The organism is Chlamydia serpentis (assembly GCF_900239945.1).
Classification (GTDB): domain Bacteria; phylum Chlamydiota; class Chlamydiia; order Chlamydiales; family Chlamydiaceae; genus Chlamydia; species Chlamydia serpentis.
In genome coordinates this window covers 944,475-958,284 of record NZ_LT993738.1, presented here as the reverse complement: position 1 = coordinate 958,284, position 13,810 = coordinate 944,475, and the positions used below count along the sequence as shown (strand labels likewise).

The window sequence follows — 13,810 nt, the reverse complement described above, 5'->3', positions numbered from 1 at the left end:
GTTGTTAAGTGTTTTCTCGTTTGTTTTCCACGTCATTTTCTGCAGAAATATTAAATACATTTTTTGAATCAGGAATGACAGAAGATACAAGTCCCCTTTTGTCAGCTGAAAACCGTAGGTTAAGTCATAACCTTACTTTAAAATCTGCATATTTATCTTTAGGGACCTATTTGATTGCTTTATGTAGTTACTGGTTAAATGCAGTTAATCTTTGCAACTTATTTATAGTATTTACATTTTTCCTTGCTGGAACCCCAGCACTAATTAAATCGTTAGATAATATCCGCCAGAAAATAGTAAACATTGATATTTTAATGACCTCGGCAGCCTTTGGCTCGATTTTTATTGGAGGAGCACTAGAAGGGGCTTTGCTTCTCGTATTATTTGCGATTTCAGAAGCTTTAGGTCAGATGGTATCAGGAAAAGCAAAAAGCACTCTCGTGTCTTTAAAGCAATTAGCTCCTACTACAGGCTGGCTAGTTTTAGAGAACGGCAATTTACAAAAAGTCGCTATTAGTAAAGTTGAGGTTGGAAATATCCTACGCATTAAAAGTGGAGAAGTTGTCCCTTTGGATGGTGAAATTCTTCATGGATCCTCTTCTATTAATTTAATGCATCTTACTGGGGAAAAAGTCCCGAAAGCCTGCCATATAGGATCTATTGTTCCTGCAGGCGCTCATAATATAGAGGGCAGTTTCGACCTTCGTGTATTACGTATCGGATCAGATTCTACGATTGCGCATATCATTAATTTGGTGATTCAAGCACAAAACTCCAAGCCTAAATTACAGCAGCGTTTGGATAAATATTCTTCAATATATGCTCTCTCTATTTTTTCGATTGCCAGTGCGATTGCAATTCTTGTTCCTCTATTTACTTCTATTCCGTTTTTAGGACCTCAAAGTGCTTTTTACCGCGCACTGGCATTTCTTATTGCAGCCTCCCCTTGTGCCTTAATCATTGCAATTCCTATTGCTTATTTAAGTGCTATCAATGCGTGTGCAAAACATGGTATCCTTCTTAAAGGAGGAGTCATTTTAGATCGCCTAGTTTCTTGTAATTCTATAGTTATGGATAAGACAGGAACATTAACAACTGGACAGCTGACCTGTGTAGGTTGTGATTACTTTGGTCCTAAAAATAATAATTTTTTTCCTTCGGTCTTAGCTTTAGAGCAGTCCTCGTCTCATCCAATAGCTGAGGCTATTGTTACCTATCTCTCAGCACAAAAAGTATCGTCACTCCCTGCTGATCGATATCTTACTATTCCTGGAGAAGGAGTTCGTGGTTATTTCGATGAAGAAGAAGCTTTTGTAGGTCGGGTAGAAACAGGGTTAAAAAGGGTCTCCTCTGAGCATCTTCAAGAGATACAACAAAAAATCTATCAAGCCAAACGACAAGGAGAAATTTGTTCTATAGCCTACCTAGGGAAGAGCTTTGCTTTATTTTATTTTCGAGATATTCCTCGTCCTCAAGCTACTGAGATTATCAAAGATCTTAAAAAATTAGGTTATCCCGTAAGCATGCTCACTGGCGACCATAAAATTAGTGCTGAAAATACAGCGGAGCTTGTAGGAATTTCTGAAGTATTTTCTGATCTCTCCCCTGATCAGAAATTAAAGAAAGTACGAGAGCTTGCTACGGAACGCCAAATTATGATGGTCGGAGATGGTATTAACGACGCTCCTGCTTTAGCACAAGCCACTGTTGGTATTGCTATGGGTGAAGCTGGCAGTGCTACAGCTATAGAAGCTGCTGATATTGTTCTTCTTCATGATTCTCTTGCGGCTCTGCCATGGATCATTCAGAAGGCCAAGCAAACTAAGAAAGTTGTGTCACAAAATCTTGCACTAGCTCTTGCTATTATTCTTTTAGTTTCTTGGCCAGCATCTCTAGGGATCATTCCCCTCTGGCTTGCAGTGATTCTCCATGAGGGAAGCACTGTAATTGTTGGGTTAAATGCTCTTCGTCTACTCAAAAGCTAGTACTTAGCAAAGCGACGGCTATAGATACTTTGTAAAACGCCAAGAGAGGCCATCGTAGAGATTACCGAAGAACCTCCATAAGAGATCAGGATTAGAGGGACTCCAGTAATAGGCAGCAACCCACACATCATACTAATGTTAATTAAAACATGCATAGCTAGGTATACAGTAATGCCAGCGGCAAGTAGTTTCCCGAAATCATCTATAGCAACAGCAACGGTGCGACAACCAAAACATATAAGGAAATAAAAAAGGATAAGCATAAAGAGCAATCCTAGTAATCCAAATTCCTCTCCTAAAGCAGAGAAAACAGAATCTGTATAACTGTAAGGTAACCATCCACGACCTGCAAACTCTCCGGTCTTCCATCCACGACCCTTAATACCTCCAAGTCCTATCGAAATTAAAGAAGCTCTTTGGTGATGGTTAGAAGGACTGAGTCTCTCATATTGGTATTCTTTAATAACTTTCAGAGCATAAGGTTTAATTTGCTCATGAGAGACGATACCTGAGAAAATTAACAAAGAAGCTATGACCCCTATACTAGCGAGCACTGTACAAAACTTTACTAGTAGGGCGTGGACATTACTTAAATAGAAAACTGTTAATGTGACAGGACATAACACTAAAGCTGTCCCCAAATCAGGTTCTTTTAAGATTAGGAAAAAGGGAATTGCTACAATAAGACAGGCAAGAAAAGCTGTCTTTTTCGATGCAATATCCGCTTTTCTAGACTCTAAGATATAGCTGAGCATTATGACCACAACGAGCTTCCCGTATTCTGAAGGTTGCACACTTAGATGAATAAAGGGAATTCGATACCACCTGTGAACATTTTGTACTGATGGCACAAAAAAAAGACCAATGAGAGCACATATCATCAGAAAGTAGAGTAACCATGCCCAACGTTTAAATAAGTGGTAGTCAAAATAGGTGCAAACAAAAAAAGCCGTCCATCCTAAGGCAAAATGCCTGAGCTGCATGATACTTTTATTAGTTAACAATCCCCTAGATGAGTTGACCAACATAGATGTAGAATCCATAGAAGAGATAACTACGACACTGAGCAACATCAAAGTAAGCACAATAAAAAAGACCCAAAAATTCACATATCGAAAATATTTATGATATCTCATAATCATGTTCCTATTGAGCAAACTGTAAATTTTTAGAATATGAAAGTTATTTATTACGATATAGAAGAAACTCCCTCTACCAATACACTAGCAAAAACATATATGCATTTGTGGGACCCTTACGCACTAACTATAATCTCTACAACGAATCAAACTGAAGGTAGAGGAAAATTTGGTAGAACTTGGCAATCTTCAAAAGGGGATCTCCTGAATACCTTTTGCTTTTTTCTTACAGATTTCGATATCGATCCCTCCCGTCTATTTCGCTTAGGGACAGAAGCTGTCATTGCCTTATGTGAGGAATTAGGCATTACAAAAGCAAAGATAAAATGGCCAAACGACGTATTTATTGGGGGGAAAAAACTCTCGGGAATCCTTCCAGAGACGGTTCAAGTAGAGAACCTTCTCGGGGTTATACTTGGCATTGGCATTAATGGAAATACTCCTATCACGTCTTTGAAAGATGTAGGTCAATCGGCAACATCTCTTCAAGAGCTTATTGGCAAGCCTATAGATATAGAGAGTACTAGAGAACTTCTTGTCGATCATTTACTACGCATTCTTGATCAAAATCTTAAAGATTGTTTAGCGACTAAACTGGATGACGGGAAGGTCCAAAAAGCGAAATAGCGAACAAGCTAACCGTAAAGACATACGCTGTCGCAATTTTACATATTTTTCTACAGCCTGTTCATAAGCAAAGATTTCAAAATCAAAGAGGTTTTTGCTCGCCCAAAAATTTTCAATATAAAAGATTACTTGATCTTCGGATTGAATATTCTCGAGATCCTTCAAAAATATCTGCAATCTCTCAGGAAGAAGATCTTCCATTTCTTTAAACGTCGGAAGAATATCATGACTGTTTTTGAGAAACGAGCGCCATGGCATCTTATCACATTTTAACAAAAAATCTATCTCCCGTTTAGATTGAAAATCTTCTTCTCCTATAAGGTGTGCAAGAGAGATCAATGCATACCGTTTCTCCAAAGCATGTATCATTAATACATCCCAAGAACAGACAATACTTTTTACTGAATAATAGAGCTGGCAGTAAGCTCCTAAACAGGAGCCAAGAAGTATACTACTAACTATAACATAGAAAATACATCCCATAGATTTCGATCTATTGCAGGTTAGTATATAAAAAACAAGCTAGGGAGATGATTGTATATAAGTAGCAAGTTCAGAATCGGTAAGTTCACGATACTCGCCATAGCGTAAGCCTCCTAAAACTAAACTCCCTATACGGATCCGTTTGAGCTCGAGAATAGGAAGGCTTGCAGCCTCAGCAAATAAACGTATTTCGTGTTTTTTCCCCTCACGAACAACAATTTTCAACGTTCCGCGACGAATTTTAGTAACAGAAGCAGGAGCAACGTGTCTGCCATCTATAAGTGTTCCTCCCATTAATTTTTCTAAATCTTTAGCTGAAACATCACGACCAACCTTAAGGAGATACTCTTTAGTAATTCCAGAAGAAGGATGGATAATTTTATTTGCAAATTCTCCGTCATTTGTGACTAAGATTAACCCTGAGGTTTCTTTATCCAAACGTCCTACAGTAAACACCCTATAAGGAAGATGGGCAAAGAGATCTATGACTAGCTTAGTCCCTGGGAACTTCTTCTCAGAAGAACATAGGTACCCTATGGGCTTATGGACCATAAAATATACTTTCTTAGTAATATGAACATATGTGCCGCCAACCTTGACTTTGTCTTGTGAATCTACGAGAACAAAGGGCCCTTCAGCAACACGACCGTTTACAGTCACTGAGCCAGAAAAAATAATTTCATCGCACTTTCTTCGAGAAGCGACTCCCGCAGAAGCTAAAAACTTATTGAGACGCACTTTTGTCATTCTTACCCCATATAACACGTCTATTTTGCCTAAGCAGGACAATAGTGGTCCACTGTTCTTTGTTTTAAAAACTTTTTTATTCATATATTTTTTCTAGACAAAAGTTTTTTTCTTCCTATGCTTACTTTCTCAAGACAAATTCTCTAGGGATATATGGCTCTTCTTATTTTGTTACGTCATGGACAATCTGTTTGGAATGCAAAGAATTTATTTTCTGGATGGGTAGATATTCCTCTAAGTCAGCAAGGGATTGAAGAAGCTTTTTGTGCGGGAAGAATGATCCAAGATCTCCCCATAGACTGTATCTTTACTTCTACTCTGGTACGTAGTCTTATGACAGCATTGCTAGCCATGACAAACCATAGCTCTAGGAGAGTCCCTTATATTGTTCATAATGATCCTGAAGGGCAGGAAATGTCTAAAATTTATAACGAGCAAGAGGAAAAAAAAATGATTCCTCTATACAGATCTAGTGCCCTTAATGAAAGAATGTACGGCAAACTCCAAGGGAAAAATAAAGAAGAGACGGCGAAACAGTTTGGAGAAGAACAAGTGAAACTTTGGAGGCGTAGTTATAAAATAGCTCCCCCTGAAGGAGAAAGTCTCTATGACACGAAACAAAGAACACTACCTTATTTTGAACAGAGTATTCTTCCCCAACTCAAGGATTCAAAAAATGTTTTTGTATCCGCACACGGAAATTCTCTGCGTTCTTTAATTATGGATATAGAAAAATTAAGCGAGGAGGAGGTACTCTCTTTGGAGTTGCCTACAGGAAAACCAATTGTATATCAATGGACAAACCGCAAATTCGAAAAATACCAAGAACTTTTTGGCTAAACAACCAGCTAGCAATTCCTCCATCTGAGAAGGTCAAAGAAAATCATGCTCTACATGCAGATCTATTTTCCCTTGGGCCCTTCTCTGCTTTAAAACTGCTCGAAAAAAGCGAAAATAGTGTTCGAAAATTAGTAAGGTTAAAAGATTCTCACATCTTTCACTTTGTCTCAGATTTTTCACAAGTAGTCAAAATCATCATTTCCGCTCTTTTAGACAATCAGTCACTATTTCAAGGAAGAAACCACCTAGTTTTTCCGTCCCACGACCAACAACTTTTCATTAATGCTCTCCGTCACCATCCAGGATTAGCGACTACATATGATTGGGTAACCGTAAATCATGAAGGAAGAATTACAGAGGAACAGCTTATAGAAGCTTTAAGTCCTCGCAGTTTATTATTTTCATTATCTGCAGCTCATGGACTAACAGGAGTCATCCAACCCTTAGATGCTATAGTATCCTTATGTAAAGACCGCAAGATACTTCTCCACTTGGATATTTCTGACATTTTAGGAAGGGTCTCGCTGACTCCTGAGATACTTGAAGCTGATATTATCACATTTTCTTCAGCCGCGATTGGAGGGATTGGTTCAATAGGGGGAATCTTTATTCACAAATCTCTAGAAAAAGTCTTCTCCTCCTGGTTTCCCACTCATGTTGCTGGATCCCTATGTTTCAGTTCAGTAGCAGCGATGCAAATTGCTTGTGAGGAACGTCTTTCTGCACTTCCACTCTTCACGTTTCATACCTCTAGCTTATGTAACAAACTCGTTGATGAACTAAAGCAAGCTCATCCTTCTATCCAGTTAATATTTTCAGAAGTCGATAACCGCTTACCTAATATTGTTGTTGCTGCGATCCCCGATATGCCTGCAGAAAGTCTTGCCTTTTACCTCCACCAACAAGGAATTTATCCAGGATTAGGATATGAACGTTTCCAACCTCTAGCACAAGTTTTACAAAACTGTGGAGTCTCCCCATTTTTATGTCATAGTGCCCTACACTTCTCTCTTACGGAAAGAAGTAAAGACCTTGTTTTCTCTACACTAACTCGAGCACTGCACGATGGAATAAAGCACCTGAATCCCTTAGTTGGAAGTTCATTATGACTATACCTTTTGAACCGATCGTCTTTTGGTCTACTTTATCATCAAAAGTTATGAAAAAATTTCTTGCACCCCACTGTGCGGGAACATTTTCTGAAGAAGAAGCTGAACTCAAAAATGCTCACCTTATCATTGGAAAGCAAGGACACAAACTCATGGGCAACAGCCTAACTTTTTATTGGCTTGTGGACAAACAGAATGGTATTATCCTTGATGCAAAGTTTCAATACTTTGGTCATCCATATCTAATTCCCTTAGCTGAAACTACCTGTAATCTTGTTGCTGGAAAGAGCTATAGCGAAGCTTATAAATTAACTGTAGATGATATTGATAGATCGCTACGCACACAAATTCAGGAACCAGCTTTGCCTAAAGATAGTCTTTCTTTATACCATTTTGTTATCGATGCACTAGATGCTGCTGTTGAACAATGTCTTGAAATTCCTTTAGAAGATGGCTCCTTTCCTTTGGAAGAAGCCTCGTTTAGTCCTAATTTCGAAGATGCTGACCCCTATAATCAAAGTGATTGGGACGCGCTAACTCATGAACAAAAACTCTATGCTCTTCGCAATACTATAGAACAAAAAATTGGTCCTTATATTGCTATGGATGGAGGACAGGTGACTGTAGAATCTCTAGAAGATCTTGTCGTGACCATTGCCTATTCTGGGAACTGTTCAGCATGTCCCTCATCACTAGGGTCTACTCTAAATTCGATAGGACAGCTCCTACGAGCCTATATCTATCCGGAACTTCAAGTTAAAGTGAATGAGTCCTCATTAGATCTTTCAAATCCTCATTATCCACCAGGCTCTCCTTTAACAGACTAAAAGTATAAGTATTAAAGTCAGAGGATAACGTTATAAAAACATTGCCACGATTTTATCACAAAGATTTTTACTTAAACTCGGCTATGTGAAAAGCACTTCTTAGAACTTCAAAATTAGGTGCGCAGAACACGAACTTGGAGCTCTAAGTAGAGAGATTGTTCTGCACTCAGCCCATAATTTTTGATTTGAAAAATTTTCAAGTCCTAAATCCTAAGAGGAGATGCAATTGTCAATAATTCATATTTTTTGATAGAGAGTCATATGATGGCAACAATGCCATAAGGTTTCGTTTATTTTTATGAAGGACTATTGTGTTTTTTCAAAATTTGACAAAAAAACTTACTACTCTAGGGATTTCTCCACTAGGCTGTCTTTTAGTCGTTGGAGCTGTAAGTTGTGCTGTCTTGTTTGGAAAGTCCTCAACGCGATCTTCAAATCCTAGCCATCCTAAAACAGAAACGACTTCTAGCAACTGGTTTAAACTTTCCCAAATGGGGAATCCTAGACTAATAGAATCTCTAGCAAAAAAAGAACAATTAGAAAAGGACCTAACTTCTTTCTATCCCATTGTTTCTTCCAAAGTAGCAATTGCATTCCCTGGGGAAGATGACATGGCCTCCCCTTTAAATCTCTCTGTAATTCTTACTTTAGCAAAAGAAACGTCTCTAACTCCTCCTCTTCTTTTATCGATCACGGAGTACCTTTGTAGTAGTCTTCCTGGATTAACAAGAGAGCATATATCTTTATCAGACAATTTGGGCAATCTCTACATGCCGACATCTATAACTATCAACTCTCTATTAATTCATGGATTAGAAAACTACCTCGGCAAACTTTTCCCCAAGGAACACTTCGCGCTTGCCTACCATTTACGAGAAAGTAAGCCTACGTTACAGCTTACTCTAAATCAAAGTTATCTCTCCCATTTATCTAAAGAAGAATCAGAAAAAATTATTACTCACACCTCACAGTATCTATATCAAAACTATCACGATTCCTACGATATAGTTATAGAAACTATTCCTTTTGCTCGCTTACAGAATAGGAAACCTTTAATATCAAAAGTTCTCATTGGAATTATGATCCTTATTATAAGTTTAACTATTGTTGCATTATCGAGTTTTTACCTTGCTAAGCATGCATACGAGAGAGTTTCTCCTGAACCAAAGAAAATAAAACGAGGCATAAATATCTCAAAGCTGATAGAGATCATACAAAAAGAATCTCCAGAAAAAATAGCTTTAATTCTTTCATATTTGGACCCTACCAAAGCAGAAGAACTATTAAGTAAATTGCCCGAAGATCTCAAACAACAAGTACTGAAATATAAACTTTAAGAATTAGGTATTTCTTGTGACAACACCACAATCTCCTGGTTCTCTTTCTCAGTCACATCTTGCAGATCCAAGTAGCTCCTGGGACAAAGAACCTCAAGACACTCTTCTCGAACATCCTATAAACGATCAGGCATGCCAAGAACTATATTCTCTGGTAAACCTGTTTCGAAAACTTTCTATCCACATGCTGGCAGAGGTAGAAAAAACAGTTCATCAGTTAAAACCAGATCTCCTAGAAATAGCTCTTCTCATCTGTGAAAAATTCCTCTATAAGAAATTAGAAAATCCTGAAGAGCTAACATTGCTTATCTCTACGGCTCTTCAAAGACATACAGCACTAAGAGCTTTAACTCCTATCAAGGTGTTCTTACACCCTGAAGATCTTAAAATGCTTAAAGAGTGGATCGCGACCCATGAATTCCCTATGATTAAACATGCTGAGTTTCTTTCTGATCCTTGTTGTAAACAAGGAGGATTTAAAATAGAAACACCTGAAGGCATTTTTAGACAAGAAATTGGAGAAGAATTAGACCATCTACTTTCTGTTTTGACAGCATGAATTATCTAAATAACGAGAAAATACACGTTCATAATTGGCAGCCTTACCGTACTTGTGGTTTATTATCAAAGGTTTCTGGGAATCTTATTGAGGTCCAAGGACTTTCGGCATGTCTTGGAGAGCTCTGTAAAATTTCATCAACAAAAAATCCTAATCTTCTTGCCGAAGTCATTGGTTTTCACAATCAAACTACGCTTCTTATGTCCTTGTCCCCTCTATATTCTGTAGCGCTCGGGACTGAAGTCCTCCCTTTACGCCGTCCTCCTTCTCTACATTTGTCGGACTATCTCTTAGGGCGAGTTTTAGATGCCTTTGGCAATCCTATGGACAATAAGGAAGATCTTCCTAAGACACATAAAAAACCTCTTCTTTCTATTCCACCATCTCCTATGGTGAGGCAGCCTATAGATGAAATCTTTCCCACCGGAATTAAAGCGATTGATGCCTTTCTTACCTTGGGGAAGGGACAACGCATCGGAGTTTTTTCTGAACCAGGCAGTGGAAAATCTTCCCTACTTTCAGCAATCGCTTTGGGATCGAAATCTACAATCAATGTCATTGCTTTAATTGGAGAGAGAGGGCGAGAAGTTAGAGAATATATAGAAAGGCATAGCACCGCCTTAAAACAACACCGCACTGTAATCATTGCAGCACCTGCTCACGACACTGCGCCAACAAAGGTAATTGCCGGACGAGCAGCGATGACTATAGCAGAATATTTTCGTGATCAAGGTCATGAGGTTTTGTTTGTTATGGACTCTCTATCTCGATGGATTGCGGCATTACAAGAAGTCGCTTTAGCTCGAGGCGAGACACTATCTGCACACCAATATGCTGCTTCTGTCTTTCACCATGTTTCGGAATTTACAGAGCGTGCAGGAAATAATGATAAAGGATCTATAACTGCATTATATGCAATTTTATATTATCCTAAGCATCCTGATATCTTTACTGACTATTTAAAATCACTACTAGATGGGCATTTTTTCCTTACAAGCCAAGGACAAGCTCTTGCTTCTCCTCCTATTGATATCTTATCGAGTCTTTCTCGATCAGCACAAAACCTAGCGCTTCCTCACCATTATGCTGCTGCGGAAAGACTTCGTTCCTTACTTAAAGTCTATAACGAAGCATTAGATATCATTCGTCTTGGAGCTTACACTCCAGGTCAAGATGAAGAATTAGACAAAGCTGTTCAACTTCTTCCAAGCATCAAAGCATTTCTAACACAACCTTTATCTAGCTACTGCTACTTGGAAAACACATTAAAGCAACTTGAGGCACTAGCTGAATCATGACCCGTCGACTTTCTAGTCTATCTTTAATCTTAAAAATTCAGATTTATAGATCTTTAGATAATGTACGTTATCATGAGAATTGTCTGCTGGCACTATCACAAACTATTCAAACCACGAAAAAAAGTATTTTAGATATACATCACAAGCGTTATCAGCGTTTTATTACTCGAGATAACACAGAACATTATGATATATTCTTAGAATACTTGAAAACATTACAAAGATCTCTTTATAAACAACAGAGCGAATCCCTCCAATTTCTTCAAATCCGTCGTCAGGAACTTCAGGGATTAATAAACCATAGAAAAATCATCGAAAAGATCAAGAACAATAAGTATTCTAAGAATCAAGAGATAGGAACGTAAGGCTAACTGTAATGACTGAATCAGTATATTCGCTCTCTGCTATAAATCTAAAAACCCTAGCAGATAAGCTCAAAGCCATAAACCAACATCATCTATTAGATATCTGGCCATCCCTTTCTCCCAAGCAACAACAAAGGCTTTTTCACCAACTCGCCTGTGTGGATGTGGATTTCTTTCATAAACAACAACAGTTAATCTCCTCGCCTACAACTATAATCAAAGATTTCTATCCCATAACATCATTTGCTTCTTCAGGAGAAGATCCAGAGAGAACTCATGTAGGGACCTCGTTACTAAAAGACAAAAAAGTTGCTTGTGTAGTCCTTGCAGGTGGACAGGGTTCAAGATTAAAATGCGATGGCCCTAAAGGTTTATTCCCTGTTTCTCCGATTAAAAAAAAGCCCTTGTTCCAACTGGTGGCAGAAAAAGTCTGCGCTGCAAGTAAACTTGCAGGCCAGCCTCTCCCTCTAGCATTCATGACATCGCCACTAAATACTCGACAAACCCGTTCTTATTTCGAATCCAACGATTATTTTCATCTTGATCCAAATCAGGTAGACTTTTTCTGTCAACCTCTCTGGCCCCTTTTAACCCTATCTGGGGATCTCTTTCTTGAAGACATGGATACCTTGGCTTTAGGCCCTAATGGTAATGGTTGCATAGCAACTCTTCTTTATACCTCTGGGATATGGGAAAAATGGAAAAATGCTGGCATAGAAATGGTCAGTGTCATCCCGATTGATAACCCTCTAGCTCTCCCTTTTGACGTAGAACTTTGTGGTTTCCATGCTATGACTAACAACGAGGTCACCATAAAAGCAGCCTTACGTCAAACTGCTATTGAAGATGTAGGTATTCTTGTAAAATCTCATAACTCTGGGAAAACTTCTGTTATCGAATATTCTGAAATTCCCAAAAATGAGAGATTTGCTCTTAATGAAGATGGCAAGCTAAAATACTGTCTTGCAAATATTGGACTCTACTGCTTGTCTATGGACTTCATCCGTCATGCCGCTTACCAACAGCTCCCCCTATATAAAGTTCATAAGCATGCCAAACAGTTAGGCCATTCTTCCCTAACTGAAAAAAATGCCTGGAAATTTGAAGAATTTATCTTTGATCTATTTTGTTATAGTGAGTGCTGCCAAACCCTTGTTTATCCTAGACAAGAGTGCTTTGCTCCCTTGAAAAATTTAGAAGGGAATCATAGTCCAGATACGGTGAGGCAAGCCCTCTCTGATAGAGAACGTCAACTTTTTCATAAAGTTACAGGAAAAAAGCTCTCTCCTAACACAACCTTTGAATTAGAAGCGGATTTTTATTATCCTTCAACATCTACTTCCGTACATTGGGAAAACAAAGCAGTTTTCGAGGAACCATTTTTTGAGGCCTCATGAAAGAACACGTCGGTTATTTAGGAATGGGCATCTGGGGATTTTGCTTAGCTTCTCTACTTGCTAATAAAGGGTATCCAGTTGTTGGGTGGTCCCGAAATACCAGCCTTATCAAGCAGTTACAAACAAAACGACGTCACCCACTAGCTCCTGATCTTGTCATTTCTCCGAATCTTTCTTTTACGACAAACATGAAGGAAGCTATTCATAATGCTTTTATGATTGTGGAAGGAGTGACTTCTGCAGGGATCCGCCCTGTTGCAGAACAAGTCAAACAAATCATTAATCTATCTGTGCCCTTTGTCATCACTTCAAAAGGAATTGAGCAAAATACAGGACTCCTCCTCAGTGAAATCATGCTTGAAGTTCTTGGAGATTCTGTAACTCCCTATTTAGGATATCTTAGTGGTCCTTCTATTGCTAAGGAAGTATTAAAAGGCTGTCCATGTTCTGTAGTTGTCAGTGCTTATGACTCACAAACTCTTAAGCAAATACACGAAGCTTTTTCTATCCCAACCTTCCGAGTCTATCCTAACACCGATATCAAAGGTGCAGCTCTCGGAGGAGCTTTAAAAAATGTCATTGCTATTGCCTGTGGAATCTCAGAGGGATTGTCTTTTGGAAATAATGCGAAAGCGGGACTTGTAACGCGTGGTTTGCATGAGATGCGTAAATTAGCTGCAATCATGGATTGTCGTCCGGAAACTCTAAATGGGCTTGCTGGACTTGGAGATCTTTGCGTGACTTGCTTCTCTGAGTCAAGTAGAAACCTACAATTTGGGAAACTCCTAGCTCAAGGCTTTACTTTTGAACAGGCGAAAGCAAAAATCGGAATGGCGGTAGAGGGGGCGTATACAGCACTCTCTGCTCACCAAATTGCCAAACATCATAAAATCGACATGCCTATAACTAGTGGGATCTACCGGCTTCTCTATGAGAACCTTGACCTCAAAGAGGGGATTTCTCTCCTACTACAGAGAAATACTAAAGAAGAGTTCCTATAATTTATCGCAATTTTAAAGCAACGAAGTAAATAAGAACGCTGAATCTATAAGATTCAAAGATCCTTCCCATCTCACTTTCTTTTCATTTGTACATTT

At 38.7% G+C, this 13,810-nt stretch carries 14 protein-coding genes; 11 read left to right on the top strand and 3 right to left on the bottom strand.

All coding sequences use genetic code 11. The features are described from left to right. The first annotated feature begins 8 nt into the window (after positions 1 to 8). A complete protein-coding gene (locus C834KP_RS04180; RefSeq protein ID WP_108896916.1) occupies positions 9 to 1,985 on the top strand; it encodes a cation-translocating P-type ATPase in 1,977 nt (658 codons plus the stop codon). Here the strand turns inward: C834KP_RS04180 and C834KP_RS04175 are convergent. Further along, complete coding sequence (locus C834KP_RS04175) at positions 1,982 to 3,121, bottom strand: FtsW/RodA/SpoVE family cell cycle protein (protein ID WP_108896915.1); 1,140 nt, start codon at positions 3,119 to 3,121, stop codon at positions 1,982 to 1,984. The two genes, C834KP_RS04180 and C834KP_RS04175, sit on opposite strands and share 4 nt — an antisense overlap. Positions 3,122 to 3,160: 39 nt before the next feature. On the opposite strand from C834KP_RS04175, the gene C834KP_RS04170 reads away from it, so the two are divergent. Next, on the top strand, positions 3,161 to 3,751 hold the full coding sequence (locus C834KP_RS04170; RefSeq protein WP_108896914.1) for a biotin--[acetyl-CoA-carboxylase] ligase: 591 nt from the start codon (positions 3,161 to 3,163) through the stop codon (positions 3,749 to 3,751). Here C834KP_RS04170 and C834KP_RS04165 read toward each other — a convergent pair. Beyond that, complete coding sequence (locus C834KP_RS04165) at positions 3,707 to 4,234, bottom strand: hypothetical protein (RefSeq protein ID WP_108896913.1); 528 nt, start codon at positions 4,232 to 4,234, stop codon at positions 3,707 to 3,709. The two genes, C834KP_RS04170 and C834KP_RS04165, sit on opposite strands and share 45 nt — an antisense overlap. 39 nt (positions 4,235 to 4,273) lie before the next feature. Then, complete coding sequence (locus tag C834KP_RS04160) at positions 4,274 to 4,981, bottom strand: pseudouridine synthase (protein WP_108897150.1); 708 nt, start codon at positions 4,979 to 4,981, stop codon at positions 4,274 to 4,276. 153 nt (positions 4,982 to 5,134) lie between these two features. On the opposite strand from C834KP_RS04160, the gene C834KP_RS04155 reads away from it, so the two are divergent. The 9 genes from C834KP_RS04155 (at position 5,135) to C834KP_RS04115 (ending at position 13,714) form a co-directional block, all read left to right on the top strand. Beyond that, positions 5,135 to 5,821 carry a 2,3-bisphosphoglycerate-dependent phosphoglycerate mutase gene (locus C834KP_RS04155; RefSeq protein WP_108896912.1) on the top strand — a complete coding sequence of 229 codons (687 nt, stop codon included), beginning with the start codon at positions 5,135 to 5,137 and terminating at the stop codon, positions 5,819 to 5,821. Beyond that, a complete protein-coding gene (locus tag C834KP_RS04150) occupies positions 5,776 to 6,930 on the top strand; it encodes an aminotransferase class V-fold PLP-dependent enzyme (protein ID WP_108896911.1) in 1,155 nt (384 codons plus the stop codon). The genes C834KP_RS04155 and C834KP_RS04150 overlap by 46 nt, the downstream gene beginning before the upstream one ends. Then, complete coding sequence (locus tag C834KP_RS04145) at positions 6,927 to 7,757, top strand: iron-sulfur cluster assembly scaffold protein (protein ID WP_108896910.1); 831 nt, start codon at positions 6,927 to 6,929, stop codon at positions 7,755 to 7,757. The genes C834KP_RS04150 and C834KP_RS04145 overlap by 4 nt, the downstream gene beginning before the upstream one ends. Positions 7,758 to 8,068: 311 nt before the next feature. Then, a complete protein-coding gene (locus C834KP_RS04140) occupies positions 8,069 to 9,094 on the top strand; it encodes a type III secretion system protein (RefSeq protein ID WP_108896909.1) in 1,026 nt (341 codons plus the stop codon). A 16-nt stretch (positions 9,095 to 9,110) separates the two neighbouring features. After that, positions 9,111 to 9,653 (top strand): FliH/SctL family protein, encoded by a 543-nt coding sequence (locus C834KP_RS04135; protein ID WP_108896908.1) that lies wholly within the window; start codon positions 9,111 to 9,113, stop codon positions 9,651 to 9,653. Continuing rightward, positions 9,650 to 10,951 carry a FliI/YscN family ATPase gene (locus tag C834KP_RS04130; protein ID WP_108896907.1) on the top strand — a complete coding sequence of 434 codons (1,302 nt, stop codon included), beginning with the start codon at positions 9,650 to 9,652 and terminating at the stop codon, positions 10,949 to 10,951. Before C834KP_RS04135 ends, C834KP_RS04130 begins: the two co-directional genes overlap by 4 nt. Beyond that, positions 10,948 to 11,316, top strand: coding sequence for a hypothetical protein (locus C834KP_RS04125; protein WP_108896906.1), 369 nt, complete (start codon positions 10,948 to 10,950; stop codon positions 11,314 to 11,316). Before C834KP_RS04130 ends, C834KP_RS04125 begins: the two co-directional genes overlap by 4 nt. A gap of 11 nt (positions 11,317 to 11,327) precedes the next feature. Beyond that, on the top strand, positions 11,328 to 12,713 hold the full coding sequence (locus C834KP_RS04120) for a UTP--glucose-1-phosphate uridylyltransferase (RefSeq protein WP_108896905.1): 1,386 nt from the start codon (positions 11,328 to 11,330) through the stop codon (positions 12,711 to 12,713). After that, complete coding sequence (locus tag C834KP_RS04115; protein ID WP_108896904.1) at positions 12,710 to 13,714, top strand: NAD(P)H-dependent glycerol-3-phosphate dehydrogenase; 1,005 nt, start codon at positions 12,710 to 12,712, stop codon at positions 13,712 to 13,714. The genes C834KP_RS04120 and C834KP_RS04115 overlap by 4 nt, the downstream gene beginning before the upstream one ends. Positions 13,715 to 13,810: the final 96 nt, after the last annotated feature.

What these genes read in the sequence shown, in the direction of transcription:
- C834KP_RS04175 (WP_108896915.1), bottom strand. Translation starts at nt 3,121, where the DNA reads ATGAGATATCATAAATATTTTCGATATGTGAATTTTTGGGTCTTTTTT.
- C834KP_RS04170 (WP_108896914.1), top strand. Translation starts at nt 3,161, where the DNA reads ATGAAAGTTATTTATTACGATATAGAAGAAACTCCCTCTACCAATACA.
- C834KP_RS04165 (WP_108896913.1), bottom strand. Translation starts at nt 4,234, where the DNA reads ATGGGATGTATTTTCTATGTTATAGTTAGTAGTATACTTCTTGGCTCC.
- C834KP_RS04160 (WP_108897150.1), bottom strand. Translation starts at nt 4,981, where the DNA reads ATGACAAAAGTGCGTCTCAATAAGTTTTTAGCTTCTGCGGGAGTCGCT.
- C834KP_RS04155 (WP_108896912.1), top strand. Translation starts at nt 5,135, where the DNA reads ATGGCTCTTCTTATTTTGTTACGTCATGGACAATCTGTTTGGAATGCA.
- C834KP_RS04150 (WP_108896911.1), top strand. Translation starts at nt 5,776, where the DNA reads ATGGACAAACCGCAAATTCGAAAAATACCAAGAACTTTTTGGCTAAAC.
- C834KP_RS04145 (WP_108896910.1), top strand. Translation starts at nt 6,927, where the DNA reads ATGACTATACCTTTTGAACCGATCGTCTTTTGGTCTACTTTATCATCA.
- C834KP_RS04130 (WP_108896907.1), top strand. Translation starts at nt 9,650, where the DNA reads ATGAATTATCTAAATAACGAGAAAATACACGTTCATAATTGGCAGCCT.
- C834KP_RS04125 (WP_108896906.1), top strand. Translation starts at nt 10,948, where the DNA reads ATGACCCGTCGACTTTCTAGTCTATCTTTAATCTTAAAAATTCAGATT.
- C834KP_RS04120 (WP_108896905.1), top strand. Translation starts at nt 11,328, where the DNA reads ATGACTGAATCAGTATATTCGCTCTCTGCTATAAATCTAAAAACCCTA.
- C834KP_RS04115 (WP_108896904.1), top strand. Translation starts at nt 12,710, where the DNA reads ATGAAAGAACACGTCGGTTATTTAGGAATGGGCATCTGGGGATTTTGC.